Annotated in this window: 25 protein-coding genes; 12 read left to right on the forward strand and 13 right to left on the reverse strand. The window is 61.9% G+C overall.

The features are described from left to right. Positions 1-253 precede the first annotated feature (253 nt). From M8Q45_RS03295 to M8Q45_RS03305, 3 genes are all read right to left on the reverse strand, one after another. The gene (locus M8Q45_RS03295) at positions 254-1,942 is read right to left on the reverse strand and encodes an ATP-dependent DNA ligase (protein WP_249873551.1); all 1,689 of its coding nucleotides are present in this window, start codon (positions 1,940-1,942) and stop codon (positions 254-256) included. Then, on the reverse strand, positions 1,939-2,970 hold the full coding sequence (locus M8Q45_RS03300) for a ligase-associated DNA damage response exonuclease (RefSeq protein ID WP_249873552.1): 1,032 nt from the start codon (positions 2,968-2,970) through the stop codon (positions 1,939-1,941). The genes M8Q45_RS03295 and M8Q45_RS03300 overlap by 4 nt, the downstream gene beginning before the upstream one ends. A gap of 250 nt (positions 2,971-3,220) precedes the next feature. Further along, positions 3,221-5,671: a penicillin acylase family protein gene (locus M8Q45_RS03305; RefSeq protein WP_249873553.1), complete on the reverse strand. Its 2,451-nt coding sequence runs from the start codon at positions 5,669-5,671 to the stop codon at positions 3,221-3,223. 212 nt (positions 5,672-5,883) lie between these two features. Between M8Q45_RS03305 and M8Q45_RS03310 the strand changes: the two genes are divergently transcribed. Further along, complete coding sequence (locus tag M8Q45_RS03310; RefSeq protein ID WP_249877260.1) at positions 5,884-6,441, forward strand: cysteine hydrolase family protein; 558 nt, start codon at positions 5,884-5,886, stop codon at positions 6,439-6,441. A 138-nt stretch (positions 6,442-6,579) separates the two neighbouring features. Here M8Q45_RS03310 and M8Q45_RS03315 read toward each other — a convergent pair whose 3' ends face one another. The 4 genes from M8Q45_RS03315 to M8Q45_RS03330 all read right to left on the reverse strand — a co-directional run bounded on the left by M8Q45_RS03315 (position 6,580) and on the right by M8Q45_RS03330 (position 8,344). Next, positions 6,580-6,795, reverse strand: a complete 216-nt coding sequence (locus M8Q45_RS03315; protein WP_249873554.1) for an SEC-C metal-binding domain-containing protein — start codon at positions 6,793-6,795, stop codon at positions 6,580-6,582. Positions 6,796-6,800: 5 nt separating this feature from the next. After that, positions 6,801-7,286: an LEA/WHy family protein gene (locus M8Q45_RS03320; RefSeq protein ID WP_249873555.1), complete on the reverse strand. Its 486-nt coding sequence runs from the start codon at positions 7,284-7,286 to the stop codon at positions 6,801-6,803. Between the two features lie 69 nt (positions 7,287-7,355). Further along, positions 7,356-7,832, reverse strand: coding sequence for a YchJ family protein (locus M8Q45_RS03325; RefSeq protein ID WP_249877261.1), 477 nt, complete (start codon positions 7,830-7,832; stop codon positions 7,356-7,358). A gap of 14 nt (positions 7,833-7,846) precedes the next feature. Next, positions 7,847-8,344 (reverse strand): DUF6231 family protein, encoded by a 498-nt coding sequence (locus M8Q45_RS03330; RefSeq protein WP_249873556.1) that lies wholly within the window; start codon positions 8,342-8,344, stop codon positions 7,847-7,849. A 192-nt stretch (positions 8,345-8,536) separates the two neighbouring features. Between M8Q45_RS03330 and M8Q45_RS03335 the strand changes: the two genes are divergently transcribed. From M8Q45_RS03335 to M8Q45_RS03350, 4 genes are all read left to right on the forward strand, one after another. Next, positions 8,537-9,232 carry a PA1041 family peptidoglycan-binding anchor lipoprotein gene (locus M8Q45_RS03335; protein WP_249873557.1) on the forward strand — a complete coding sequence of 232 codons (696 nt, stop codon included), beginning with the start codon at positions 8,537-8,539 and terminating at the stop codon, positions 9,230-9,232. Between the two features lie 90 nt (positions 9,233-9,322). Further along, on the forward strand, positions 9,323-10,048 hold the full coding sequence (locus tag M8Q45_RS03340) for a PA1041 family peptidoglycan-binding anchor lipoprotein (RefSeq protein WP_249873558.1): 726 nt from the start codon (positions 9,323-9,325) through the stop codon (positions 10,046-10,048). Between the two features lie 156 nt (positions 10,049-10,204). Continuing rightward, entirely contained in the window at positions 10,205-10,477 is a 273-nt protein-coding gene (locus M8Q45_RS03345) for a DUF1145 domain-containing protein (RefSeq protein ID WP_249873559.1), read from the forward strand. Beyond that, positions 10,470-11,228 carry a collagen-like protein gene (locus M8Q45_RS03350; RefSeq protein ID WP_249873560.1) on the forward strand — a complete coding sequence of 253 codons (759 nt, stop codon included), beginning with the start codon at positions 10,470-10,472 and terminating at the stop codon, positions 11,226-11,228. Before M8Q45_RS03345 ends, M8Q45_RS03350 begins: the two co-directional genes overlap by 8 nt. Before the next feature lie 122 nt (positions 11,229-11,350). On the opposite strand, the gene M8Q45_RS03355 is transcribed toward M8Q45_RS03350, so the two are convergent. Then, positions 11,351-11,815: a CopD family protein gene (locus M8Q45_RS03355; RefSeq protein ID WP_249873561.1), complete on the reverse strand. Its 465-nt coding sequence runs from the start codon at positions 11,813-11,815 to the stop codon at positions 11,351-11,353. Between the two features lie 99 nt (positions 11,816-11,914). Here M8Q45_RS03355 and dinG point away from each other — a divergent pair, with 99 nt between their 5' ends. The 4 genes from dinG to pdxH all read left to right on the forward strand — a co-directional run bounded on the left by dinG (position 11,915) and on the right by pdxH (position 17,333). Next, on the forward strand, positions 11,915-14,059 hold the full coding sequence (gene dinG / locus M8Q45_RS03360; RefSeq protein ID WP_249873562.1) for an ATP-dependent DNA helicase DinG: 2,145 nt from the start codon (positions 11,915-11,917) through the stop codon (positions 14,057-14,059). Positions 14,060-14,391: 332 nt separating this feature from the next. Beyond that, the gene (locus M8Q45_RS03365) at positions 14,392-15,537 is read left to right on the forward strand and encodes a serine hydrolase domain-containing protein (protein ID WP_249873563.1); all 1,146 of its coding nucleotides are present in this window, start codon (positions 14,392-14,394) and stop codon (positions 15,535-15,537) included. Between the two features lie 119 nt (positions 15,538-15,656). Next, a complete protein-coding gene (locus M8Q45_RS03370) occupies positions 15,657-16,661 on the forward strand; it encodes an OmpA family protein (RefSeq protein ID WP_249873564.1) in 1,005 nt (334 codons plus the stop codon). Positions 16,662-16,685: 24 nt separating this feature from the next. Next, a complete protein-coding gene (gene pdxH / locus M8Q45_RS03375; protein WP_249873565.1) occupies positions 16,686-17,333 on the forward strand; it encodes a pyridoxamine 5'-phosphate oxidase in 648 nt (215 codons plus the stop codon). Here the strand turns inward: pdxH and M8Q45_RS03380 are convergent. Next, positions 17,281-17,565, reverse strand: a complete 285-nt coding sequence (locus tag M8Q45_RS03380) for a hypothetical protein (RefSeq protein ID WP_249873566.1) — start codon at positions 17,563-17,565, stop codon at positions 17,281-17,283. The two genes, pdxH and M8Q45_RS03380, sit on opposite strands and share 53 nt — an antisense overlap. Positions 17,566-17,733: 168 nt before the next feature. On the opposite strand from M8Q45_RS03380, the gene M8Q45_RS03385 reads away from it, so the two are divergent. Beyond that, on the forward strand, positions 17,734-18,198 hold the full coding sequence (locus M8Q45_RS03385; protein WP_024776354.1) for an outer membrane lipoprotein: 465 nt from the start codon (positions 17,734-17,736) through the stop codon (positions 18,196-18,198). 419 nt (positions 18,199-18,617) lie between these two features. On the opposite strand, the gene nhaA is transcribed toward M8Q45_RS03385, so the two are convergent. Continuing rightward, positions 18,618-19,805 (reverse strand): Na+/H+ antiporter NhaA, encoded by a 1,188-nt coding sequence (gene nhaA / locus M8Q45_RS03390; protein WP_249873567.1) that lies wholly within the window; start codon positions 19,803-19,805, stop codon positions 18,618-18,620. 270 nt (positions 19,806-20,075) lie between these two features. Between nhaA and M8Q45_RS03395 the strand changes: the two genes are divergently transcribed. Then, entirely contained in the window at positions 20,076-21,170 is a 1,095-nt protein-coding gene (locus M8Q45_RS03395; RefSeq protein WP_249873568.1) for a PLP-dependent cysteine synthase family protein, read from the forward strand. Between the two features lie 114 nt (positions 21,171-21,284). Here M8Q45_RS03395 and M8Q45_RS03400 read toward each other — a convergent pair whose 3' ends face one another. The 3 genes from M8Q45_RS03400 to M8Q45_RS03410 all read right to left on the reverse strand — a co-directional run bounded on the left by M8Q45_RS03400 (position 21,285) and on the right by M8Q45_RS03410 (position 24,342). Beyond that, a complete protein-coding gene (locus tag M8Q45_RS03400; protein ID WP_249873569.1) occupies positions 21,285-22,898 on the reverse strand; it encodes an NAD(P)/FAD-dependent oxidoreductase in 1,614 nt (537 codons plus the stop codon). A gap of 108 nt (positions 22,899-23,006) precedes the next feature. Then, on the reverse strand, positions 23,007-23,681 hold the full coding sequence (locus M8Q45_RS03405; RefSeq protein WP_249873570.1) for a hypothetical protein: 675 nt from the start codon (positions 23,679-23,681) through the stop codon (positions 23,007-23,009). A gap of 61 nt (positions 23,682-23,742) precedes the next feature. Continuing rightward, positions 23,743-24,342 (reverse strand): short chain dehydrogenase, encoded by a 600-nt coding sequence (locus M8Q45_RS03410; protein WP_030139388.1) that lies wholly within the window; start codon positions 24,340-24,342, stop codon positions 23,743-23,745. Positions 24,343-24,446: 104 nt separating this feature from the next. Here M8Q45_RS03410 and M8Q45_RS03415 point away from each other — a divergent pair, with 104 nt between their 5' ends. Then, positions 24,447-25,355 carry a LysR family transcriptional regulator gene (locus M8Q45_RS03415; protein ID WP_249873571.1) on the forward strand — a complete coding sequence of 303 codons (909 nt, stop codon included), beginning with the start codon at positions 24,447-24,449 and terminating at the stop codon, positions 25,353-25,355. Positions 25,356-25,452 lie beyond the last annotated feature (97 nt).

Here is a 25,452-nt window from a genome sequence, read left to right on the forward strand (position 1 = left end):
TATAAAACAGCGACCGCTAATCTAATGTCACATTAGCAGTGCGCTTTGAAAGAGCAAGTCGGTTTTTCAGTTCATGGAACATGGCCTGGCGCCGTAATTACGGCGTCAGAAATATCGCCGGTCGGTGGGGTGCCGATAGTTTTTTCAACGTCGCTTGAAGTCCATGTATTCCATCTCGTTCATCGTCGGTACGCAGTGTTTTTGTTATAGGCATAACAATGCGACTGTTGTGCAGCGTGAGTATTGGCAGAGTTTATTTCAACAAGTCCTGAAGCGTCGCCAGCGTATCCGCTTCTTCGACAGTCTTATCCTGGCGCCAGCGCAACATCCGCGGGAAACGTACTGCGATCCCGCTCTTGTGGCGCTTGGACAAGGCGATGCCTTCGAAGCCCAGTTCGAACACCAGGGTCGGCGTGACGCTGCTCACCGGGCCGAATTTTTCTACCGTGGTCTTGCGCACGATGCTGTCGACCTGGCGCATTTGCGCATCGGTCAGCCCTGAATAGGCCTTGGCGAACGGCACCAGGGTGCGCTCGCGACTGCCCGGCGGGTTGTCCCACACGGCGAAGGTGTAGTCGCTGTACAGGCTGGCCCGCCGGCCGTGGCCGCGCTGGGCGTAGATCAGCACCGCGTCGACGCTGAACGGGTCGATCTTCCATTTCCACCACACGCCCATGTCCTTGGTCCGACCGACGCCGTACAGCGCGTTGCGGGCCTTGAGCATCATGCCTTCTACGCCCAGGCTGCGAGAGGCTTCGCGTTGGCGGGCGAGGTCGAGCCAGTCCTGGCCAGTGACAATCGGCGAGGGCAACAGCACCGGGCTGTGAATGTGGGCGATCAGTGCCTCCAGTTGTTCACGGCGCTCGGCCTGGGGCCGGCTGCGCCAGTCCTCGCCTTGCCATTCCAACAGGTCGTAGGCCATCACCACCACGGGGGCGTCGTCGAGGATTTTCTTGCCCAGGGTCTTGCGACCGATCCGCTGCTGCAACAGGGCGAAGGGCTGCACCGCCGGTTGCAGCGGCGCGTCCGGGTCGAAGGCGTCCTCGGTGACTGATTGGGGCGCTTTCCAGACCACGATTTCACCGTCGATCACCGTGCCGTCAGGCAACGCCTGGGCCAGTGGATGCAATTCCGGAAATCGCTCAGTCACCAAGTCCTCGCCTCGCGACCAGACCCACAGATGTCCGTCGCGCTTGATCACCTGGGCGCGGATCCCGTCCCATTTCCATTCCACCTGCCAATCACTGGCCGGCCCCAGCAGGCTGTCGAATTGCTCCACCGGTTGCGACAAGGCATGGGCCAGGAAGAACGGATAAGGCTGGCCGCCGCGCTGGGCATGTTCGTCAGCGGATTCGATAGCGATCAGCTTGAGGTAGCTGGCCGCCGTGGGGCGATGGGACAGATCGGTATAGCCCACCAATCGTTGGGCCACCCGTTTGCTGTCCAGGCCGGCCATTGCGGCCAGTGCCCGGGTCACCAACAGCTTGGACACACCGACGCGGAAACTGCCGGTGATGAGTTTGATGCACAGCATCAGGCTTGGCCGGTCGAGCTGCGCCCACAGCGCCGGCAATCGTTCGGCCAGCACTTCGGGCGACTCGCCACGTAAAGGCAGCAGTTTTTCTTCGATCCACCGCGCCAGGCCTTCGTCGGAACTGTGGGGCGACTCCGGCAACACCAGCGAGATGGTTTCGGCCAGGTCGCCCACGGCCTGGTAACTTTCCTCGAACAGCCACAACGACAAGCCGGACACCTGGACCGCCACCTCCCGAAGGATTTTCACTGGCACCAACTGCCGTGGCCGACCGCCGGACAGGAAGTAAACCGCCCAGGCGGCGTCCTCGGGTGGCGCCTTGGCGAAATAATCCTGCATGGCGGCCAGCTTGGCATTGCTGGAAGTGGTGGCGTCCAGTTCGGCGTACAGCTCGGCAAAAGCTTTCATGAGGCAGTCTCATCCGTGCCGACCGCCGAGGCGATGTCTTCTTCATCGTCGCCGTACTCCGTGGTGAAGCCTTGGGCGTCGAGGCCCTGCTCGCGCAGGTGGCGTACCAGCACGGCCACTGAACCATGGGTCACCATGACCCGCTCGGCACCGGTCTGTTCAATCGCCCAGAGCAGGCCTGGCCAGTCGGCATGGTCGGACAATACGAAGCCCCGGTCCACGCCACGGCGCCGACGCGTGCCGCGCAAGCGCATCCAGCCGCTGGCAAACGCATCGCTGTAATCGCCGAAGCGACGCATCCAGGTGCTGCCACCGGCGGAGGGCGGGGCGATGACCAAGGACTGGCCCATGATCGGGTCGTTCTTTTTGACGTCGCCGGCATAGAGGGTTGGCGGCAAAAGCACCCCGGCCTCGCGATAGACCCGGTTCAGCGGCTCCACCGCACCGTGGGCGAGGATCGGGCCGAGGCTTGCGTCGATGCCATGGAGAATTCGCTGGGCCTTGCCAAAGGAATAGCAGAGCAACACGCTGGCCCGCCCAGCGTCAATGTTCCCGCGCCACCACTGGTTGATCTCATCGAAGATCTGCGCCTGGGGTTGCCAGCGATAGATCGGCAGGCCGAAGGTGGATTCGGTGATGAACGTATGACATTTCACTGGTTCGAACGGCGCACAGGTACCGTCGGGCTCGACCTTGTAGTCGCCGGACGCCACCCACACTTCGCCTTGATATTCCAGCCGCACCTGGGCTGAGCCCAGCACATGGCCGGCAGGATGAAAGCTCAAGGTGACGCCATGATGTTGCAGGCGCTCGCCGTAGGGCAGGGTTTGCAGATTGATGTCCTGGCCCAGCCGGGAGCGCAGGATGCCTTCGCCGGGTGCCGCTGCCAGGTAGTGCTGGTTGCCGCCGCGCGCATGGTCACCGTGGGCGTGGGTAATGACCGAGCGTTCCACTGGGCGCCAGGGATCGATGTAGAAATCTCCCGGCGGACAATACAGGCCTTCGGGGCGGGCAATGACAAGATCCATGCGGTTACCGGGGCGATGGGCTTGTCCGGTAGAGGCGGGGGCGGGGGGAGAAGTTCGATTGGGTTTGGGTGGGGATCACGCGACAGCATGGACAACTGTGGCGAGGGGATTTAGCGAAACGTCGCACCGCCCCGTTGGGCTGCGAAGCAGACCTCGAGACACCCAGCTCATTCTTGATACACCGAATTGTCTGGCTTTAGGGCTGCTGCGCAGCCCAGCGGGGATAAATCCCCTCGCCACAATGGGAAATCTATTTACCGGGCACCAACGTCAACCGTGTCTTGCCATACGCCCGGTCGAAGTTCTGCGGTTGCAGCGGCACGCTCTGGTATTGCCCCTTGATCCACGGATCAACACCGTTCAGGTAGCTCGGGCTGGCCGGGTTGCCCGACTGGCCCGCGCCGCCCTGGAGGGTCAATGGCTCGGGTTGGCTGAAGTCAACGAGAAAACGCGTGGCCGGCGCCACGGTCGTGTTGAAGTCCTGGCCCCAGGCGAACGCGGCGGTATTGAGCGTGGTGCCGTCGCCACCCGCCGCCAGCGGCCCGCGTACGACCTGGCCGCTGGCGTTTTTCCACTCATAGCGATGCAGTTTGCCCCACTGCCAGGCAGCGTGATCGCCGCCCAACTGGGTTTCGCCGACGCTGATGGCCGCCGCGAGGCTACGGGCGAGGATTGCCGGCTTGTCTTCTTTCTGCGGCGTGCGGACGTCGTCCCAGAATGGGCTGTCCTCCCGACCGAGCAGATGATCGGCCTGCGCCGAGTAGGACAATTGGCCGTTGGCAACCAGTGCTTTCCACGCCGGGCTGCTTTCCGGACCCAATTCGTCGAGGAAGATCTGCTTCATGCTTTCCTGCAGGAACAGTTCATAGATCGCCGCGTCGGTGGACATCGGACTGAGCCTGCCGTCGAACGCCATCAGGCGGGTATAGGCCTCGCGAGCCTTGGCCCGGTCCGCCACTGGCAAGGCTTCGATCGCCTGTTTCAGCGGCTGGGCCATGCCCGGGGCTTCGAAGGCTTTCTTGAGTTTGGCCGCGAAGGTCGTGGTCTGGTCATATTGCATGGCGCTCAGGCTGCGAACGTCGTGTTTGCCCGCGCCGGCCAGTTCGGCGAGGCGCTCGCCACGCTCCGGCGTCGCCCAGGAATTGGACAACTGCATGCCGTAGCCGTGAGGGATGACGCGCTGGTTGGCGGTGCCAAGCCACCCCTGGGCCGGATCCTGGTCGTACGGGTGCAGCATCGGGTCGGCATAGCCGTCCCAATCATAGCGCCCGTCCCAGCCCGGCGACGGCAGCAGGCCCTCGCCTTCGCGACGGTTCGGATAACGACCGGTGACTTGCCAGCCAATGTTACGCGCGTCGGCAAACACCATGTTCACCGCCAGCGCGCGGATTTCCCGGCTGGCATCCGAGGCTTTCTCGACGTTTTTCGAGCGCGACAGATCAAAGAGCGCGTCCAGGGTTTTGTCGTCGGTGAAACTTGGCAGCTGCAAGGCCAGCCCCAGGCCGTTGGCCATGGCCGGACCCTGGGCACTGTTGAGCAGGGACCCGTGGCGGGTTTCATAGACGGCTTCGCGAATAGTCCGTTGGCCCTTGATGAAATAGGTTTCGTTGCGCACGGCTACCGGCTGCCATTTGCCATTGACTTCGTAGGACAGCCCGTTGCCCTGGCGTCGGATCTTTTCCAGGAACAGGTCCTGGTTGTCACCAAGAACGCTGCTCATGCTCCACGCCACGTTACCGTTGAAACCCGCCAGGATCAGCGGAATACCGGCTACGGAAAGCCCCGCCGCCTGATACTTGGGCGCGCGGATCTGCACCGGGCTCCAGAGCGACGGCACGCCCAGTGGACCATGGCTGTCGCTGGCCAACAGGCTTTTGCCATTGCGACTGCGTTGGGGGGCAATGGCCCAGTTGCTTGAAAACGCTGAGCCCATCAGATTCAGATCGGCCAACTGGGCGCCAGCCTTGCTGATTTCGTTCAGGCCGGGAACCTGGCCATTGAGCCGGACGCCCTGAAGCTTTTCGCCTTCCGCCAGCGGCAGGGGCTCATCCGGGTAGGACGGGCTCAGCCAGGCCAGTTTGTCGTTGGTCACGCCCTGGGCCAGCACCAAGGTCGAGATTTCTTCGGGCAAGTTGGCCGATTGGCTGAAATTCAGCAGGCAGAACAGCAGCGCCGAGTCTTCCGGTTTCCAGTATTCAGGCTTGTAGCCAGTGGCAGCCAGGTCCGACGGCAACTTGTCGCGATAGCGGAACAGGTAGGCGTTGACGCCCCGTGCATAGACTTCAAAGAAGCGCTTGATGCGTGGCGACGATGCCTTGTACAGCTCGTCAGCGCTTTTTTTCAGGTTCACTGCACGCATGTAGCGGTCGATATCCAACCGTTCGGCGCCGGACATTTCCGCCAAGCGGCCCTGGGCGAGCAGGCGCAGGGTTGCCATTTGCGTGATTCGGTCGCTGGCGTGGACATAACCGAGTGCGAACAGGGCGTCGTGGAAGCTGTTGCTCTCGATCAGCGGCATGCCCGTGGCGTTGCGCCGAACCGAGACATTCTGCGCCAGCCCCTTGAGCGGTTGCACGCCGGTGGTGGGCGGGACAGTGTCCTGGGTATTCCAGGCCTGGCAACCGCTCAAGCCGAGCATGCTGGCCACTGCTGCGGCAACGCCGAGCTTGGGAATGAAGGAAATCGAGGCTGGCGAGGCCATGGCAAAGCTCCTGCGGGAGGGGGTGGCACAATAAAGGCGCTACGTTAGTGAGCAGGAGGAGGGCGCGCAAGCCGGCGGTGGGGTTATTTGTTGATTTGGCGATGAAAGCCCGGAATCGCCTGTGGCTTCACGGGCCGATTGATGACTTGCTTGTATGAAAAGGTGATGTTCAAGTGTTGGAAAATCCAACGATCGAGCATGAGAAAACCGGCATGGAGCTAAGAGAAAACGCAGCGCTTGTCCTCATTGACCAACAAAAAGGCATCCTCCACCCCAGGCTCGGCCCTCGCAACAACCCCGAAGCGGAGTTGCGCATGTTGGAATTGCTTGCCCGCTGGCGAGATTCGGCGCGGCCAGTCGTTCACGTCCATCACCTTTCCCGTTCCGAGGATTCGGTTTTCTGGCCTGGGCAATCTGGCGTGGAGGTCCAGGAGCGGTTCGAGCCGATAGCCGGGGAGCGATTGATCCAGAAGCAGGTGCCGGATGCTTTTTGCGGCACGACCCTGGAGGCAGATTTGCGCAGCGCCGGAATCGGACAATTAGTGATCGTTGGCGTGGCGACGAACAACTCGGTGGAGTCCACCGCTCGCACGGCCGGCAATCTGGGGTTCGACGCCTGGGTAGCCGAAGATGCCTGTTTCACGTTCGACAAGGCCGATTACTTTGGCGTTGCCCGTTCGGCTGCCGAGGTGCACGGGATGTCATTGGCGAACCTGCATGGGGAATACGCGACGGTGGTGAGCGTGGAGAAGATCTTGCGGGCGGGCTGAAACGTGGGTATTGGATGTTCCGGCCTCATCGCGAGCAAGCTCGCTCCCACACTGGTTCTGTGACGTTCACAAATCCCTGTGGGAGCGAGCTTGCTCGCGATGGCGGTCTGACAGACTAGAAATCTTCAGCTCGAAGCATCAAGCCCCGTGGCACTTCTTGAATTTCTTGCCGTTGCCACATGGGCAAGGGTCGTTGCGGCCGACATCCTTCAGGGCGTTGCGCACGGGTTCCTGGTGGGCGTGGCCGCAGTTCGGGCCGTGGACGTGGCCATGGTCGTGATGGTGGTCATGATCGTGGTGATGGTCGTGATCGTGATTGCAATCAGGGCCGTGGACGTGGGGCTGTTGGGTCATCGGGGTTACTCCGCAATAAAATCGGCGGCGATTATCACGCCATTGCGCTCCAGGTGCACGTAGTCGGCGATGAATAAACCGGTTTCCAGCTCCCCTTCCAGCCGATAGGGGATCTGTTCTCGCGGTTTCTCCAACAATTTCACCACTTCCCGGACTTGCGGCCACAGGTTGGTACGGATCGGCACCTTGAAATAGGCGCTGTGCCGCGGGCTCACGGTGAACCAATGCTCATGCTCTCCTTCGCTCAGCAAGAGATCGCCCAGGTGGATCCGATAAGTCAGGCCGCGCACAGTGAGGTCGCTGTCGCCGGGATTGTCGACGCGAAAGTGCAGCATGAACTTCTGCTCAAGCAGTCGTGCCCGCACCACCTCGACCTTGACCAGATGCACTTGCGGTTCAGGCGCCTCCTCACCTCGCCAGGACGCGCAACCGCCGAGCCCGACAAACAACAGCAGGCAAGTGATGCGGAGCAAGCGTGATGTCTGGGTCATGTCCGTACCTCGGGTTTATCCCCAGTCTAGTCCTGCTGACCCGAGGACGAGCGTCGGACGTTTCGCAAATCAGCGATTGAAGTAGCCGGCGCAGCATTTCTTGAATTTATGCCCGCTGCCGCACGGGCAACTGTCGTTGCGGCCAGTCTTGACCGGCACGGTGGGGTCGATGAAGTACCATCGCCCGCCGTTCTGCACGAACGAAGACTGCTCTCGATGGCTGTGTTCGCCCTGGCTGTCGTGCCAGCGAGCGGTGAACGTGACAAAGGCATGTTCCGGTTGACCACCGAACACCTCGCTGCTTTCCACTTCCAGCCCGAGCCAGGTGCTGCTGGCACTCCAGTCGCCGATGGATTGGCGATCGAGGCCATCCTGCTGGGCCGGGAGTGTGGTGCCGACAAGGTAATCCACCAGGCCCAACACATAGGCGCTGTAGCGCGAGCGCATCAAGGCCTCGGCGCAAGGCGCCGGATGACCGTCGTGGTAATGGCCACAGCAGGCTTCCAGCGCGTTGCCGCTGCCGCAGGGGCAAATGGTTGAGTGCAGGCTTGTATCCACAGCTACCACCAGTATTTTCCAAAATTTTCAGGGTTGGCCCAAAAGCGCGAGTTGAGCCAGTCGGGCACCTGTTTGTATTCAAGCAGATCGTAGGTGAACAGGGTCAGCACCTGGTCCTCGCGCTGAAAACGCTCGCTGGCCTGCAGGGCCAGGGAAAAGAAATCCGTCTCTTGCCAGCCACAGGCGTTGAGATCCGCCAGTACCGCGATCCGGCTGGCGTTGAGATTGCGAATGCCGCCCAACAGGTTCAGACCGTCGCGCTTGGGCAAATGCTCCAGGCAATCGAGCGCCAGGGCCAGGTCAAAACGCCGCGCCGTCACGTCCGCCGGCAACGCGCCGGGCCTGGCGTGGACCACCTCGGCGTCGGGGTGGGCCTGTTGGAATGCCTCGAGTGCGGGAAAGCTGCTCGCACCGATCAACAGCAGGCTTTGCGGGGCATAACGGTCCAGCACGGCGGCGAGGGCTTGCTGGGGCGTACGCGAAGAAATGGCAACGGTCATCGAAGTTCCTCAGTCAGAGGCGCCAAGATAGCCTGCCTGGACATCATGGCCTAGAGCGCTCTGCCCCTGAATGCATGGAACTTGTGCAAATACGAGGGGAAAACCGGCGATTGCTCTGGCTGGCGCAGATTCCAAGACGGGTCTTTACTCCCCTGAATCGGCGCGATGCCGATCCTTCAAGGAGAAAAACCGATGAGCATAGTTCGGACAGCGTTACCCCTGGTTCTGCTAACCAGTGTGTTGACTGGTTGCGCAGGTTTGCAGAAAACCGACTGGCCGATCTGTGCGGCCACGGGCGGTGTCGTCGGCGCGGGGTTGGGCGCCATCGAAAGCAGTTCCTGGATCGGCCCGGGTGCGTTGGTGGCCGGCACGGTGGCGGCGGGCTGGTGCTGGGCCCATGGCGACGGCGACGAAGACGGTGACGGCGTGCCGGACAGCCGCGACAAGTGCCCGGGCACGCCGAAGGGCGTGCAAGTCGATGCCGACGGCTGCCCACCGCCCGCTCCGGCGCCAATGGCCGAGGAGCCTGTGGTGGTCAAGGAAGAAACCATCGTGGTTCGCGATGTGCACTTCGAATTCAACAAGGCCACGCTGACGCCGGCCGACAAGGACGTGCTCAGCACCATCGCGACCCGGTTGAAACAGGAAAGCTCCACCGCGCAATTGCGCGTGACCGGCCACACCGACAGCGTTGGCAGCGATGCCTACAACCAGAAACTGTCGGAAAAACGGGCCAATTCAGTGGTTCAATACCTGGTCGACAGCGGTGTGCCTCGCGCCAGTTTCGTCTCCGTGGCGGGCGCCGGGGAAAGCCAGCCGGTCGCGGATAACAAAACCGCCGATGGACGTGCGATGAACCGCCGTACCGAAATCAAGATAAACCGCTGAAACCCTTGTCATCCGCGGCTTGTACAGTCGCGGATGCGGGTCTTTACTCCTGTGTGACCGGTATGGGCCGGTGACACAGGAGCATTCATCATGAAGGTTCTCATCAGGATTGCCTTGCCGGTACTGCTGGCCAGCGGTCTGTTGTCCGGTTGCGCCACTCACAGCGACGGCAGCGCACCTCTCAACCAGCGCACCTGGCCGATCTGCAGTTTGATCGGTGGGCTGGTCGGCGGCGGGCTGGGCGCCATCGAAAGCAGTGGCTGGGCCGCTGGCGGCGCGGCGTTGGGGCTGCTCGGCGGCGGCTTGATCTGTTACGCCCAGGATGGCGATGAAGACGGCGACGGTGTATTCGATCGCCGCGACCGCTGTCCCGATACACCCGCCGATACGCCTGTCGAACACCACGGCTGCCCACTGCCGCAATATCCGGCCAGCGCTCCACCGGTCGAACCGCAAGCGCCGGCCAGTGAAGTCATTACCCTTAATGACGCAGGCAAGGTGCTGTTCGATTTTGATAAATCCGATCTCACGGCGGCAGCACGCAGTCAGCTCGATGGGCTGATGGGCAAGCTGAGCCATGCCAATGTCGCCAGCATCCGCGTGGTCGGCCATACCGACAGCGTCGGTACCGATGCCTATAACAAAGGGCTGTCCGAGCGTCGGGCCGGCAGCGTCGTGGAATATTTGCTGACCCAGGGCCTGGCTCCGGAAAAACTCACCAGCGAGGGCAAGGGCGAAAGCGAACCGGTGGCCGACAACGAGACCGAGGAAGGGCGCGCCCAGAACCGTCGCGTGGAGTTGCATATTCAGCGTTGAGTCCATGGATTGCGTTGACTCAGCACCGCCGGGTCGTGATGCGAGCGACTCGGCGGACGCCGGTGGACGCCAGGATTAAATTTGTCCCGCCCTCTGGCTTATCCAGCGCGCAAGCCGTTAATGTGCGCCAAACAATAACGTCCGTCGGAGGGCCATATGAAGGTGTTTTGGGGGCTGGGGCGTTTGCTGACGCTGCTGTTCTGGCTGGTGGTGCTGGTTAACCTGGTCGTGCCATTCGTCCATCCGCTGCATCTATTGGTCAATTTCGCCGGTGCGTTCTTGCTGGCACTCCATCTGCTTGAACTGCTGTGGTTCAGGGCCAGCTTTCGTGGCCGTCCCGCCCCTGGTCGTGATCGTCTCCGAGTGTTGATGTTCGGCATCTTCCACCTGCAAACCCTTCCGCCCGCGCCAGAGGCTTCCCATGCGTAAATTGTGTCTGCTTGCAGCATTTGTGTGCCCAATGGCGAGCGCTCAAGTGGTCCAGGTCGAAAGCAACTCATTGGTGCGCCTGCCCAACACCACCAGCTCGCTGGCGCTGGAGCGCTTGGACGTCGCTGATTTCGGCACGTTGCTCGTGCCCTCGAATGTTACGGAACTGTCCGTCGGACAATTGCACCTGGGGCGCGAGGCGCGGATTGCGATCGTGCCGGCGCAACAGGCGTTGGAATTGAAAGTGGTCCAGGCCGAATTGGCCGAGGGAAGCCAGATCGCGGCTCGCGGCGCGCCGGGTACCCATACGAAGGCGGCGCGGCCGGGGCGCAATCTCAATTTGCGCTTCAATGCGTTGAACGCGCCCCTACTGTCGGTGGACGCACGGGGTGGAACGGGGGCGCCAGGTTACGTCGGCCTGGACGGCGCCAATGGACAGGCGCCAGGGTGCACCTGGGGTTCGGCTGGCCGCGGCGCCGACGGCAGCAATGGCGGCGATGGCCAGCCGGGCGCGGCCGGCGCGCAGGTTCGACTTGAGTTGCCCCGGGCCTACCCGGACGAGCAAATCAAGGTGACGGTGGACGGTGGTGCCGGTGGCCCGGCCGGTCACGGTGGCAAACCCGGCGCAGGCGGCAAGGCCAAGGGTTGCCTGGTCTACACCGCCGACGGCGGCAAGAGCGGCCGTCCTGGCGCCGATGGCCAGCCAGGGCCCGCCGGAGCGGCCGGGGCGGTGACGGTGCAGCGGTTCTAAAGACAGCGCGTTTGGACTTGTGGGAGCGAGCTTGCTCGCGATGGCGTTGTGTCAGTCCGTCTAGTGTTGCCTGATACGCCTCATCGCGAGCAAGCTCGCTCCCACAGGGTTGCATGTAGTCTTCAGAACATCGGTCGCGCCGCGCCAATCGCCACCACCAGCAAGCCAATCAGCAAATTGATCCCCACCAATCGCCGAATCTTCCCCAGTACCGCCGCACCCGTTGGCCAGTCCTGCGCTGTCACGGCGTTACGCAACGCGGGCAGTTGCAAGCCCTGGATACGAATGAACAGCGCCGTCATCACCACGTACAAGCCCATCATCACCTGGACATAACGTGGCGCGGTTTCGAAACCGGCGAAGCGCAGGTGGATCAGGCCCACGCCGCTGATCGGCAGCAGCACCACGGCGATCCAGACCCAGACAAAAAAACGCTGAAACACTTCTACCCACAATTTCAGCCGGGCAGGGCCTTCAAGCGCCGTGATTGCGGCGGGGCGCAGGACCATCCAGGCGAAAAACATGCCGCCGACCCAGACCAGGGCCGCCAGTAAATGCAGGGTGTAGACAAGGGCAAAGGGTGTCATTGGGTCACTCCGTTCTGCGCAGGATTCATTAGCGGGGTATGATAGCCGCCGATCCGAACCACTGAAAATTTATCCAGCGTTTTTTGCGCCCGACCATTCATGATCAGCACCGAACTCAAAACCACGATCCAGGGCGCCTATTCGCGTTTTCTCGAAGCCAAGAGCCTCAAGCCGCGATATGGCCAGCGCCTGATGATTGCCGAAGTGGCAAAAGTCCTGGGTGACATCGACACCGACGACGAAGGCCGGCGCAGTGGCGAACCGGCCGTCGTGGCGGTGGAGGCCGGCACCGGCACTGGCAAGACCGTGGCCTACAGCCTGGCGGCCATTCCTACCGCCAAGGCTGCCGGCAAGCGCCTGGTGATCGCCACGGCCACTGTCGCCCTGCAGGAGCAGATCGTCTACAAGGACCTGCCCGACCTGATGCGCAACAGCGGGCTGAACTTCAGCTTCGCCCTGGCCAAGGGCCGCGGCCGCTACATGTGCCTGTCCAAGCTCGACATGTTGCTCCAGGAAGGCCACGCGCAGACTGCCACGGCGCAATTGTTCGAGGAAGAAGGCTTCAAGATCGAAGTCGACGAAGCCAGCCAGAAACTGTTCACCAGCATGATCGAGAAGCTCGCCGGCAATAAATGGGACGGCGACCGCGACAGTTGGTCCACGGCCCTGGAAGATGCCGACTGGTCCCGCCTGACCACCGACCATAGCCAGTGCACCAACCGCCATTGCCCGAACTTCGGCCAGTGCGCTTTCTACAAGGCCCGCGAAGGCATGGGCAAGGTCGACGTCATCGTCACCAACCACGACATGGTCCTGGCCGACCTGGCCCTGGGCGGCGGTGCGGTGCTGCCGGACCCGCGCGACACGATCTACGTGTTCGACGAAGGCCATCACCTGCCGGACAAGGCCATCGGCCATTTCGCCCACTATACCCGGCTGCGTTCCACCGCCGACTGGTTGGAAACGACCGCGAAGAACCTCACCAAACTGCTGGCCCAGCATCCGTTGCCGGGTGACCTGGGCAAGTTCATCGAGCAGGTGCCGGAGCTGGCGCGGGAGATCAAGACGAACCAGCAGTTCATGTTCACTGCCTGTGAACAGGTTGCGGACTTCAAGCCCGGCGAAGATGTCGAGGGCCGCGAGCGACCACGGCATCGGTTTGTCGGCGGGGTGATTCCCGAGCACATGCGTGAAATGGGCATCGAGCTCAAGAAAGGCTTTGCCCGCTTGACCGACCTGTTCACCCGCCTGACCGACCTGCTCAAGGAGGGCATGGATGGAGAGGTCAATATCGGCATCGCCAGCAACCAGGCCGAGGAATGGTACCCGCTGTTTGGCAGCCTGCTGTCCCGCTCGCAGGGCAACTGGGAACTGTGGACGGCCTTCACCACCGAAGACCCGGAAGACAACCCGCCGATGGCGCGTTGGCTGACCCTGGCCGAAAGCGGTTCGCTGTTCGACATCGAGGTCAATGCCAGCCCGATCCTGGCGGCGGAGATGCTGCGTCGCAACCTGTGGAACGTGGCCTACGGCGCGCTGGTGACATCCGCTACGCTGACGGCCCTGGGCACGTTCGACCGCTTCCGCATGCGCGCCGGGCTGCCGAAAAAAGCCGTGACCGCTGTGGTCCCGAGTCCATTCCATCATGCCGATGCCGGTGTGTTGCGAGTGCCGGACATCAAGGCCGATCCACGGGACGCGGCCGCCCATACGGCCGCGATCATTCGCGACCTGCCAGAACTGGTGGAGGGATCGCGAGGCACCCTGGTGCTGTTTTCCTCGCGCAAGCAGATGCAGGACGTCTTCGATGGGCTTGACCGGGATTGGCGCAAGCAAGTGTTCATCCAGGGCAACCTGTCGAAGCAGGAAACCTTGAACAAGCACAAGGCGCGGGTCGATGGCGGCGATTCCAGCGTACTGTTCGGCCTGGCCAGCTTCGCCGAAGGGGTGGATCTGCCTGGCGCCTACTGCGAACACGTGGTGATCGCCAAGATTCCTTTCTCGGTCCCGGACGACCCGGTGGAAGCCGCGCTGGCCGAATGGATCGAAGCCCGGGGCGGCAATCCGTTCATGGAGATATCCGTGCCGGATGCTTCGCTGAAACTGGTCCAGGCCTGCGGTCGCTTGCTGCGTACCGAGGAAGACCGCGGCACCATCACCTTGCTCGACCGCAGGCTGGTGACCCAACGTTATGGCAAGGCGATCCTCAATGCGCTGCCGCCGTTTCGGCGGGAGATTTCCTAGTACACCTGGGCCTGTAGGAGCTGCCGAAGGCTGCGATCTTTTGATCTTTTGATCTTTTGATCTTTTGATTTTTGACTTTCACTTGAAACTCAGGTGCCTGGGAAAAGATCGCAGCCTCGTTGCACTCGGCAGCTCCTACGCAGCTCCTACGCAGCTCCTACGCAGCTCCTACGCAGCTCCTACGCAGGTCCTACAAGCAGTCCAGCGGGAGCAAGCGCCCTCGCCACAGGAGACTGCGCTTAACCAGCCGTCTCACGAAGGTTCACAAAAACACCAATGGCTGAAACAATGCCAGCCACCTGAAAAAAGTCTTTGTTTCAACGGAGTTGCGGGTGCAAATTCAAGGTCATTACGAGCTTCAGTTCGAGTCGGTGCGTGAAGCATTCGCCGCGCTGTTCGACGATCCCCAGGAACGTGGCGCTGCGTTGTGCATCCAGGTGGGTGGCCGCACCGTTATCGACATCTGGGCCGGAAGCTCCGACAAGGATGGCAGTGAGGCCTGGCACAGCGACACCCTTGCCAACCTGTTCTCCTGCACCAAGACATTCACCGCCGTCACGGCCCTGCAGTTGGTGGCCGAGGGCAAGTTGCAACTGGATGCCCCGGTTGCGCGCTATTGGCCTGAATTCGCTGCGGCCGGCAAACAATCCATCACCCTGCGCCAGTTGCTTTGTCATCAGGCCGGTTTACCGGCGCTGAGGGAGTTGCTGGCGCCAGAAGCACTTTATAACTGGCAGGTCATGGTCGATGCCCTGGCCGCTGAAGCGCCTTGGTGGACGCCCGGCGAAGGCCACGGTTATGCCGCGATCACCTACGGCTGGTTGGTCGGCGAACTGCTGCGCAGGGCCGATGGGCGTGGGCCGGGAGAGTCCATTGTGGCGCGGGTCGCCAAACCCTTGGGCCTGGATTTTCACGTTGGCCTGGCCGACGAAGAGTTTCATCGCGTGGCGCATATCGCTCGGGGCAAAGGCAACGTCGGCGACGCAGCGGCCCAGCGCTTGCTGCAAGTGACGATGCGCGAGCCCACGGCGATGACCACCCGGGCCTTCACCAACCCGCCGTCGATCATGACCAGCACCAACAAGCCCGAATGGCGCCGCATGCAGCAACCGGCAGCCAATGGCCACGGTAACGCCCGCAGTCTCGCGGGTTTCTACGCCGGTCTGCTCGACGGCAGCCTGCTGGAGGGTGAAATGCTCGACGAGCTGACCCGCCAGCACAGTTTCGGCGAGGACAAGACTTTATTGACCCAGACCCGCTTTGGCCTGGGCTGCATGCTCGATCAACCGGATGTGCCAAACGCGACCTTTGGCCTGGGGCCGCGAGCGTTTGGTCACCCTGGGGCGGGTGGCTCCCTCGGTTTTGCCGACCCGGAGCATGACGTCGCGTTCGGTTTCGTGACCAATACGCTCGGGCCCTATGTCTTGATGGATCCCCGTGCGCAGAACCTTGCGAGGGTGCTTGCCACTTGTCTATAAAGCGCCACTGAGGTGAGTGGATACAGGAACCTCGTGTTCCTTTCGGTTTCCAAGCGTCTGTTTATGCGGCCGGAACATGGCCTTTGTTTTTTCATTTAGATCATTTTGTGGATTATCCAATGTCATCGAACAAAACCCTCGCTCTGGCGCTGTGCTTCGCTATTACCGGTTGCGCACAAAACCCACAAAATGATGCCGAGGGCGGCAGTGGCTGGTGGCCGTTCGGGTCGTCCGACAAGGTTGCGAGCAAGGATCCGGCCCCGGAGACGCCTGTGAAACCCGCCGCTGTTGCACCTCAGGCGAAAGCCGAAGCCGAGAGCAACGGCAAATGGTGGTGGCCATTCGGCGGCAAGGATCAGGAAACCGCCAAGGCGGTGCCGATGCCTGACCCTAAAGTCACCCAGGCCTGGCTCGACGACTATGAGCCGAAGCTGCGTACCGCCATCAAGGACAGCAAGCTTGAACTGGAGCGTCGCGATAACGTGCTGGTGGTCACGGCGCCCGTGGACGGCTCGTTCAACCCTGACCGTCCGGCCATGCTGCTACCGGTGACACTCGGCCCGTTCACCCGTGTCGCCAAGGTACTTGAAGCTGATCCGAAAACCGCCGTGCTGATCCTCGGCCACGCTGATACGTCCGGCGCGGCGCCAGCCAATCTGAAGCTCAGCCAGGAACGTGCCCAGTCCGTCGCTGCGATTTTCCGCCTCAGCGGACTGCAGCGCGATCGGCTGATGCTGCGCGGCATGGGCTCGGTGGCGCCACGTGCGGCCAACGACAGTGTTGAAGGTCGAGCCTTGAACCGTCGTGTGGAGTTGTTGGTCACCCCGGCGAATACCATGGTTGCCTTGCTGAGCAAATACAACATGCCGGCCCCTGCGCCGGTGACGATGGTCGCTGCCCAGGACGTGAAGCCTGCGGCCCCGGCCCCGGCCGCTACGCCGAAAAAAGCCGCAGCCCCGACCACCAAGAAAGCTGCGGCCAAGAAGACTCCTGCGAAGGCGCCCGCGAAGGCTCCTGCGAAGAAAAGCCCGGCCAAGAAGGCCACCCCGGCGAAGAAACCAGAGCCGGCCAAGGCTGCGACCGATGCGAAAAAAGTCGCTGCCGCCGACACCCCAAAACAGTGATTGGCTGATCACAAGGAACGCGCCATGACCCAAGCGCTGGCTGATATGCGTCGTGACTACACCCGCGATGGCTTGACCGAGGCGCAAGCCCCGGGCGAGCCGTTCGCGCTTTTCCACCAATGGTTCGCCGACGCGGTGAAAACCGAACAGGCCCCGGTGGAGGCCAACGCCATGACCCTGGCGACCGTGGATGCGGACGGTCGTCCCCACTGTCGGATCCTGCTGCTCAAGGGACTGGATTCCCAGGGCTTCACATTCTTCACCAACTACGACAGCGCCAAGGGGCAGCATATCGCCGCGAATCCATTCGCGGCCATGACGTTCTTCTGGCCGACCCTGGAGCGCCAGGTGCGCATCGAAGGCAAGGTTGTGAAAGTCACTGCGCAGGAATCGGACGCGTACTACCAAGTTCGGCCGCTGGGCAGTCGCCTCGGTGCCTGGGCCTCACCCCAGAGCCGGGTAATCGCCGGGCGCGGCGAGCTTGAGGACCTGCTCAAGGCCACCGAGCAGCGCTTCAGCGACAGCCAACCCCATTGCCCCGAGCATTGGGGCGGTTATCGACTGCTGCCCGAGCGTATCGAGTTCTGGCAGGGCCGCCCGAGCCGCCTTCACGACCGTCTCAACTACCGCCTTCAAGGGGCGGACTGGATTCGCGAGCGCCTGGCGCCGTGACATCCGGATAACCTGCCGCAGCGGCCTGGAGCCATTGCGGCAGGTCCCGCCGCTTGATTCGTTGTTCACGGGCGCGGGCCAATTGTTCCAACATGTAGCTTTTCTTGTGCTCGTCCTGCCCCGCCAGTGACAGCGCCAGGTCACGGTCCGCCCAACGTTTGATGCGTACGTACAGCCACCAGTGGAAGTACAGACCGGCCAAGGTGGTCGCGATAATGATGAAGTAATCCATGAAAAATCCTGGGTCGGTGACGCAGACTTTTGAAATTGGCGCTACTGTGTGATGAATTTTTCGGGTGCGCCTGTATCCCACCTGAATGAAAGCAAATTTTCCCGGTGAAGCCGTGACAGGCGTCAAGCCGGGGAGTTTAATGGATCCCTGTCTTTTGGAGTTGATGCTATGCGTAAGTCTGTTTTGCTGGTTGCTTCCTTTTCCACGATGGCGATGTTGCTCACTGGCTGTCAGTCGAGCCTGACCGGTGACTCCTATTCCCGTGATGAAGCGCGTCGCGTCCAGACGATTCGCATGGGGACCATCGAATCCCTGCGCCCGGTCAAGATCGAAGGCACCAAGACCCCGATCGGCGGAGCTGCCGGTGCGGTGGTCGGTGGCGTGGGTGGCAGCGCCATCGGTGGTGGCCGTGGCAGCATCGTTGCGGCGGTAATCGGCGCCGTGGCCGGCGGCCTGATCGGCTCCGCCACTGAAGAAGGTTTGACCCGTACCCAGGGTGTTGAAATTACCGTTCGTGAAGATGACGGCAGCATGCGTGCCTATGTGCAGCAGGTGCAGGAGAATGAAGTGTTCCGCGTAGGTGAGCGGGTGCGGATTTCCACAGTCGGTGGTACGAGTCGCGTATCGCACTAATTAAAAAAAGTAGGAGCGAGCTTGCTGCGATAGCAACGGCTCAGCGACGGAACTGCTGAACGCACGTCCCGTTGCTGTTGCTCTTGCTCTTGCTCTTGCTCTTGCTCTTGCTCTTGCTCTTGCTCTGCTTTTGATCTTGATGCCCCGTTAAACCACGCTGGCCGAACGCAGGCATTGCGCAGTGGGCATCCCGGCATGGATGCCGGGATAGCCGCGCAGGGCCATGGATGGCCCATCGCGGCGGGCCCATGGAGCAATGCCGGAGTGAGGGCACACCGAGCCTAGGCGAGGTGCCGAGTGGTGGGGCAAAAGCGTTTTGCTTACTTTTGACTGGGCCGGCTTCCGGGCTTCTCAAAAGTGAGCCGCTGTAAGAGCGGAACCGCCAGCAGCCGTTACCGCATAAACGGATATGCACACCATCACGAAGCCGTCACACCACCCCTGCGACTGGCCATCGCCGTCACCCCATATCCAATCAACGCCGCCAGTATCGACCCGGTAAGAATCCCCATCCGATCCATGCCCGCGTACTCGCTCACACCCGGCTCAAACGCCAGGGAACCCACGAACAGGCTCATCGTAAAGCCGATCCCGCAAAGTATCGCCACCCCCAGTATCTGACCCCAATTAGCCCCGGCGGGCAGGCTGGCGATGCCGATCTTGACGGCCAGCCAGGTCAGGCCGAACACGCCGACGGCCTTGCCGAGCAACAGACCGATCGCAATGCCCATCGGCACATGGTGAGTGAAGCTCTCCACCGTGACGCCACTCAGCGACAGGCCGGCGTTGGCGAACGCAAACAGCGGCAGGATGCCGTAGGCCACCCAAGGATGCAGGGCATGCTCCAGCGTCAACAACGGCGAGGTTTCGGCGTTTTTCGTGCGCAACGGAATGCAGAACGCCAGGGTCACACCGGCCAGCGTGGCGTGGACGCCGCTCTTGAGCACGCAGACCCAAAGAATCAGCCCGACCACCATATACGGCCCGAGCTTGACCACGCCCATCCGGTTCATCGCCACCAGGCCGGCTATGCACGCGGCCGCCAGCCCCAGCGACAAGGTCGACAAGGCACCCGAATAGAAGATCGCGATGATGATAATGGCGCCCAGGTCATCGATGATCGCCAGGGTCATCAGGAACAGTTTGAGGGACACCGGTACCCGCTTGCCGAGCAATGCCAGCACGCCCAGGGCGAAGGCGATGTCGGTAGCGGTTGGAATAGCCCAGCCAGCGAGGGCGGCGGGGTTGTCGCGGTTGAGGAACCAGTAGCTCAGGGCCGGCACCAGCATGCCTCCGATCGCTGCTGCGCCTGGCAAGACGATTTGCGACGGCCTCGACAGTTGGCCGTCGAGCACTTCACGCTTGACCTCCAGGCCGATGAGCAGGAAAAACAACGCCATGAGGCCGTCATTGATCCACAACAGCATCGGCTTGGCGATCTTCAGCGCACCGACCTGCGCAACCACCGGCGTTTCCAACAGGCCGTTATAGAGCCAGGACAGCGGCGAGTTGTTGATGACCAGGGCGAGCACGGCGGCGGCGATGAGCAACAGGCCACTGGCTGCTTCCAGTTGGAAAAAACGTGATAAAGAATTACGTAGAGCCAAGATTGCTCTCCATTCCATCAATTCAAAAAGATGGCACACCCTAACCCGTACGGTTGTTTGCTAAAACAAAAGTTATATTCTTTTTTGTTATATATCGTTACAAAGCGCCATGTCAGGTGATCAGGCAGTTCCAAGCCATATTGGACCATAGCTGTACCTGTGCGGAATGTCGGTTTTTTCCTAAGCTTGCGTCTCGTATTTCCGAATCAGATCGTGCCCCACGGCCATCGGTCTGCCTGCGTCCGTACCGATCCACTGAGAACACTCACCATGAACGACCACCGCCAGTGGGCGCGCGAGGCCATTCGCATCATCGAGGCCGATTTCCAGCGCAGCGCCGATACGCACCTGATCCCGCTGCCGTTGCCGGGGTTGCCGGGCATAGCGCTGTATTTCAAGGATGAGTCGAGTCATCCCACCGGCAGCCTCAAGCATCGGTTGGCCCGGTCGCTGTTTCTCTACGCGTTGTGCAACGGCTGGCTCAAGCCTGGTGCGCCGGTGATCGAGGCGTCCAGCGGATCGACGGCGATCTCCGAGGCTTACTTCGCGAGATTGCTGGGCCTGCCGTTCATCGCGGTGATGCCCGCGACCACTTCCCGGGAAAAAATTGCACAGATCGCCTTCTATGGCGGCCAGAGTCATCTGGTGGATGATCCTACGCAGATTTACGCCGAATCCGAGCGCCTGGCCCGTGAGTATGACGGGCATTTCATCGACCAATTCACCTACGCCGAACGCGCCACGGACTGGCGAGCCAATAACAACATTGCCGAATCGATCTTCCAGCAGATGCGCTTCGAGCAGCACCCTGAGCCCACGTGGCTGATTTCCAGCCCCGGCACCGGCGGCACGACCGCCACCTTGGGGCGCTACGTACGCTACCGCCAGCATTGCACTCGGGTGCTGTGTGCCGATGCCGAGCGTTCGGTGTTCTTTGACTACTACCGCAGTGGCGATGCCAGCCTGCGCCTGGATTGCGGTTCGCGGATCGAAGGCATCGGCCGGCCACGGGTCGAAGCGTCATTCCTGCCCAAAGTCATCGATGCGATGGTCAAGGTGCCGGACGCCTTGTCCCTCGCGGCCATGCACTACCTGGCCCAACGCCTGGGACGACGGGTCGGCGGATCCAGCGGCACCAACCTGATCGGCGCGCTGATTGCCGCAAAGGGCATGGTGGCCGCCGGCGAATCGGGCTCGATCGTGGCCATTTTGTGTGATGGCGGGGAGCGTTACGCCACGACTTATTACGATCCGGCGTGGCTCAAGGAGCAAGGGTATGAATTGGACGCGTTGATCAGCGCCGTGGCGGCGTGTGTGGAGCGGGGCGAAGCACTGCCGGAGAGTGTGTTGCGGGCCAATATTTGAATCACTGAGGCCTCTTGTGGGAGCGAGCTTGCTCGCGATAGCGGTGGATCAGTCAACAAGTGTGTTGAATGCCGGGCCGCCATCGCGAGCAAGCTCGCTCCCACAGGTCCGGTGTCAGGCTTCGAGGCCGAGCATGTCCCGCGCCACCGCCTCGGCAATCCGGATTCCATCGACGCCCGCCGAGAGGATCCCGCCCGCATAACCGGCACCTTCGCCCGCCGGGAACAAACCCTTCACATTCAGGCTCTGCAGCGTTTCGTCGCGGGTAATGCGCAGCGGCGACGACGTGCGGGTCTCGATCCCGGTCAGCACGGCGTCATGCAGCGAGTAGCCACGGATCTGCTTTTCGAACGCTGGCAACGCTTCACGAATGGCTTCGATGGCGAAGTCCGGCAGGGCCAGGGCCAGGTCGCCCAAGGCAACCCCCGGTTTGTAGGACGGTTCGACGCTGCCCAGCGCCGTGGATGGCTTGCCGGCGATGAAATCGCCCACCAGTTGCGCAGGGGCTTCGTAGTTGCTGCCGCCGAGCACGAAGGCGTGGGATTCCAGGCGCTCCTGCAACTCGATCCCTGCCAAGGGACCACCCGGGTAATCCACTTCCGGGGTGATGCCCACAACGATGCCGGAGTTGGCGTTGCGCTCGTTGCGCGAGTACTGGCTCATGCCATTGGTCACGACCCGGTTCGGCTCGGAAGTCGCCGCCACCACGGTGCCGCCCGGGCACATGCAGAAGCTGTATACCGAACGGCCGTTCTTGGCGTGGTGCACCAGTTTGTAGTCCGCGGCGCCGAGTTTCGGGTGCCCGGCGTACTTGCCCAGGCGCGCGCTGTCGATCAACGATTGCGGGTGTTCGATGCGGAAACCCACCGAGAACGGCTTGGCTTCCATGTACACGCCACGGCTGTGGAGCATGCGGAAGGTGTCCCGGGCGCTGTGGCCCAGGGCGAGAATCACGTGTTTGGAATGGATCTGTTCACCGCTGGCCAGCTCGACGCCGACCAGTTGGCCGTCCTCGATCAGCACATCGGAGACCCGCTGTCCGAAGCGCACTTCGCCGCCCAGGGCGCGAATCTGCTCACGCATGTTTTCCACGACGCCTGTCAGGCGGAACGTACCGATGTGCGGCTTGCTGACATAGAGGATTTCTTCCGGCGCCCCGGCCTTGACGAACTCATGCAGGACCTTGCGCCCGAGGAATTTCGGATCCTTGATCTGGCTGTAGAGCTTGCCGTCGGAGAAGGTCCCCGCGCCGCCCTCGCCGAACTGCACGTTGGATTCGGGGTTGAGCACGCTTTTGCGCCACAGGCCCCAGGTGTCCTTGGTGCGCTGGCGCACTTCCGGGCCGCGCTCAAGGATGATCGGCTTGAAGCCCATCTGCGCCAGCAGCATGGCCGCGAAGATGCCGCACGGGCCGAAGCCGACCACGATCGGCCGTTCGCCCAGGTCGGCGGGTGCCTGGCCAACCACCTTGTAGCTGATGTCCGGCGCTTCGTTGACGTTACGATCATCGGCGAACTTGCGCAGCACGCTGGCTTCATCACGCACCGTCAGGTCGATGGTGTAGATGAAGCACAGCTCGGAGGATTTCTTGCGTGCGTCGTAGCTGCGCTTGAACAAGGTGAAGTCGAGCAGGTCATCGCTGGCGATGCCCAGGCGTTGCACGATGGTGGGACGCAGGTCTTCTTCGGGATGGTCGATCGGCAGCTTGAGTTCGGTGATTCGTAACATGACGGGATCCGGTTCGCGGGGCGCACTACTGCGCCAGGGCGTGTTTCAAACCGGCGATTATAAGCTGCAAACCCGCTTTCGGTGCGGTTTAAACAGCTTCCCGTCGGATCAGTCGTCGCGCGCGCCGCCGAAATAGGCACAACCGCGCTGGACCTGGCCGTTGACCCGCAACTCCGCACTCATGTGTTGCACGCTGCCGGTGATGCTGTCGACACAGCGCGCTGGTGTGACCCAGAGCTCGACTTTCTGGCCGTTGGCTTCGGTGCCGAGGTTGAAGCGGCCGTCGCCCAGTTGCTCCTCGACGTAAGGCACCGCCAGTGGGGGCTGGCCTGCGCGGTCCAGCACCAGGCCTTTGCCGCTGGCCGTGAGGGTCCATTCTGGGCCGTGGCCCGCTGCACGCAGAATCACGCGCTTGAAGTCAGCGTTGTCGCAAGCGGCCCCCGCAGGTTCCAGGCGATACAGTTGCTCAACATCCAACTGGCTGTCGGTGCCGGCCGACGGGCTGGAAACGATGCGACCGCGCAGGTCGGCGAACAACTTGCCGCTATCATCCGCCAAGGTGGCGGCTTGTTGCAGGACGCTGGTACCGCCGGTGTCATTGACTATGTAGCGGCGTTGTTCCTGGCACGGCTGGAACACCAGCTTGCCATCGACCGCCGTCAGTTCGCCTTGCATGCGCGTCTGGCCGGCATGGGACGCACTCTGGCGCGGGGCGTCGAGCAACTGGCAGCCGGCGAAAAGCGGGAGGAGGGCAATACACAACAGGGAACGAGCGGCACGCATCATTGGGTCTCCAGACAGGTGCCGCCACGTTACTCAGACTGATCCTTCATCACAAGGGGGGTTAGCCCACATGAAAAGTCTGGCCGGTTTGTAGGCCTTCGACACTCTTGGCGTAGGCCAACGCCACATCAGCCGCAGGAACCGGCTTATAACCGCGGAAATACGGGGCATATTTGTCCATCGCTTCGAGCAGTACGTTCGGGCTCACTGAATTGACCCGCAACCCTCGTGGCAATTCGATTGCCGCCGCACGCACGAAACTGTCGAGGGCGCCGTTCACCAGGGCCGCCGAGGCGCCGCTCTTGATGGGGTCGTGACTGAGCACGCCGGTGGTGAAGGTGAAGGATGCACCGTCGTTGGCGAATTCGCGGCCGATCAGTAGCAGGTTGACCTGCCCCATCAGTTTGTCCTTCAAGCCGAGGGCGAAGCTGTCCTCGGTCATGTCGCCAAGCGGCGCGAAAGTGACATTGCCCGCGGCACAGACCAGCGCGTCGAAGCGCCCGGTCTTTTCGAACAGGGCGCGGATCGAGGCGCTGTCGCTGATGTCCACCTGCACGTCACCGCTGTGGCGGCCGATGCGCACGATTTCATGGCGCGGCGATAACTCGTTATCGATGGCTGAACCGATGGTGCCGTTGGCGCCGATCAACAGGATTTTCATGGCTGTACCTCAGTAGGGTTGAACGAGGTTGAAGTCTAGAGTGGATTTTCCTGGGGATAAGCGTGCTAATGGGAAACCTTTGGTTTTCATTTGGAAACAATCCAATGAGCGAAATAGACGACCTCGCCGCGTTTGCCGTGTTGGTGGACGCTGGAAGTTTCACCTTGGCGGCGCAGCAGTTGGGGTGCAGCAAGGGGCAACTGTCCAAGCGCATCAGCCTTTTGGAGGAACGGTTTTCGGTGCTGCTGCTCCAGCGCACGACCCGGCGCTTGAGTCTCACTGCGGCGGGCGCTGCGCTGTTGCCCCAGGCCCAGGCATTGTTGGTCCAGGTGGAAAGGGCGCGTCAGGCACTGGCGCGCTTGAAGGGCGACATTTCCGGGCCCGTGCGTATGACGGTTCCGGTTTCGTTGGGCGAAACGTTCTTTGAAGGATTGCTTACGGAATTTGCCCACAGCTATCCCGATGTGCAAATCGAGCTGGAGCTCAACAACGGCTACCGCGACCTGTCCCGCGATGGCTTCGACCTGGCGATCCGCTCCGATGCGGCGATCGATGAGCGATTGGTGGCTCGCCCGTTGTTGGCCTGGCATGAAATGACCTGCGCCAGCCCGGCTTATCTGGAGCGCTACGGCGAGCCGGAAACACCCCAGGCCCTGGCGGAGCACAAGTGCTTGCTCAACAGTCATTACAGCGGACGTGAGGAATGGCTGTACCACCAGCAACACGAATTGCTGCGGGTGCGAGTGTCCGGGCCGTTTGCCAGTAACCATTACAGTCTGTTGAAAAAAGCCGCCTTGGCGGGCGCCGGCATCGCCCGCTTGCCGTCTTACCTGCTCAACGAGGAATTGGCCGATGGACGCCTGCGCTGGCTGCTGCGTGATTTCCAGACCCGGCGCATGCCGATGTACCTGGTGCATCCGTATCAGGGTGGGCTGCCCAAGCGTACGCAGGTGCTGGCTGATTATTTGATTGAGTGGTTCAAGAGGAGTGGGGAAGCGTTGGATCGGTTGTAGGGTGAAACACGCTGTACCCGTGGCGAGGGAGCTTGCTCCCGCTCGGTTGCGCAGCGACCGCAAAATCTTGGGGCCGCTACGCAGCCAGCGGGAGCAA

Source organism: Pseudomonas sp. T1.Ur (genome assembly GCF_023516725.1).
GTDB lineage: Bacteria > Pseudomonadota > Gammaproteobacteria > Pseudomonadales > Pseudomonadaceae > Aquipseudomonas > Aquipseudomonas alvandae.

Coding starts and splice junctions, on each gene's coding strand:
- M8Q45_RS03370 (WP_249873564.1), top strand. CDS start 15,657: ATGTCATCGAACAAAACCCTCGCTCTGGCGCTGTGCTTCGCTATTACC.
- M8Q45_RS03340 (WP_249873558.1), top strand. CDS start 9,323: ATGAAGGTTCTCATCAGGATTGCCTTGCCGGTACTGCTGGCCAGCGGT.
- M8Q45_RS03410 (WP_030139388.1), bottom strand. CDS start 24,342: ATGAAAATCCTGTTGATCGGCGCCAACGGCACCATCGGTTCAGCCATC.
- M8Q45_RS03415 (WP_249873571.1), top strand. CDS start 24,447: ATGAGCGAAATAGACGACCTCGCCGCGTTTGCCGTGTTGGTGGACGCT.
- M8Q45_RS03345 (WP_249873559.1), top strand. CDS start 10,205: ATGAAGGTGTTTTGGGGGCTGGGGCGTTTGCTGACGCTGCTGTTCTGG.
- M8Q45_RS03330 (WP_249873556.1), bottom strand. CDS start 8,344: ATGACCGTTGCCATTTCTTCGCGTACGCCCCAGCAAGCCCTCGCCGCC.
- pdxH (WP_249873565.1), top strand. CDS start 16,686: ATGACCCAAGCGCTGGCTGATATGCGTCGTGACTACACCCGCGATGGC.
- M8Q45_RS03300 (WP_249873552.1), bottom strand. CDS start 2,970: ATGGATCTTGTCATTGCCCGCCCCGAAGGCCTGTATTGTCCGCCGGGA.
- M8Q45_RS03350 (WP_249873560.1), top strand. CDS start 10,470: ATGCGTAAATTGTGTCTGCTTGCAGCATTTGTGTGCCCAATGGCGAGC.
- M8Q45_RS03335 (WP_249873557.1), top strand. CDS start 8,537: ATGAGCATAGTTCGGACAGCGTTACCCCTGGTTCTGCTAACCAGTGTG.
- M8Q45_RS03320 (WP_249873555.1), bottom strand. CDS start 7,286: ATGACCCAGACATCACGCTTGCTCCGCATCACTTGCCTGCTGTTGTTT.
- M8Q45_RS03395 (WP_249873568.1), top strand. CDS start 20,076: ATGAACGACCACCGCCAGTGGGCGCGCGAGGCCATTCGCATCATCGAG.
- M8Q45_RS03305 (WP_249873553.1), bottom strand. CDS start 5,671: ATGGCCTCGCCAGCCTCGATTTCCTTCATTCCCAAGCTCGGCGTTGCC.
- M8Q45_RS03355 (WP_249873561.1), bottom strand. CDS start 11,815: ATGACACCCTTTGCCCTTGTCTACACCCTGCATTTACTGGCGGCCCTG.
- M8Q45_RS03380 (WP_249873566.1), bottom strand. CDS start 17,565: ATGGATTACTTCATCATTATCGCGACCACCTTGGCCGGTCTGTACTTC.
- M8Q45_RS03385 (WP_024776354.1), top strand. CDS start 17,734: ATGCGTAAGTCTGTTTTGCTGGTTGCTTCCTTTTCCACGATGGCGATG.
- M8Q45_RS03295 (WP_249873551.1), bottom strand. CDS start 1,942: ATGAAAGCTTTTGCCGAGCTGTACGCCGAACTGGACGCCACCACTTCC.
- M8Q45_RS03310 (WP_249877260.1), top strand. CDS start 5,884: ATGGAGCTAAGAGAAAACGCAGCGCTTGTCCTCATTGACCAACAAAAA.
- M8Q45_RS03315 (WP_249873554.1), bottom strand. CDS start 6,795: ATGACCCAACAGCCCCACGTCCACGGCCCTGATTGCAATCACGATCAC.
- dinG (WP_249873562.1), top strand. CDS start 11,915: ATGATCAGCACCGAACTCAAAACCACGATCCAGGGCGCCTATTCGCGT.
- M8Q45_RS03405 (WP_249873570.1), bottom strand. CDS start 23,681: ATGCGTGCCGCTCGTTCCCTGTTGTGTATTGCCCTCCTCCCGCTTTTC.
- M8Q45_RS03400 (WP_249873569.1), bottom strand. CDS start 22,898: ATGTTACGAATCACCGAACTCAAGCTGCCGATCGACCATCCCGAAGAA.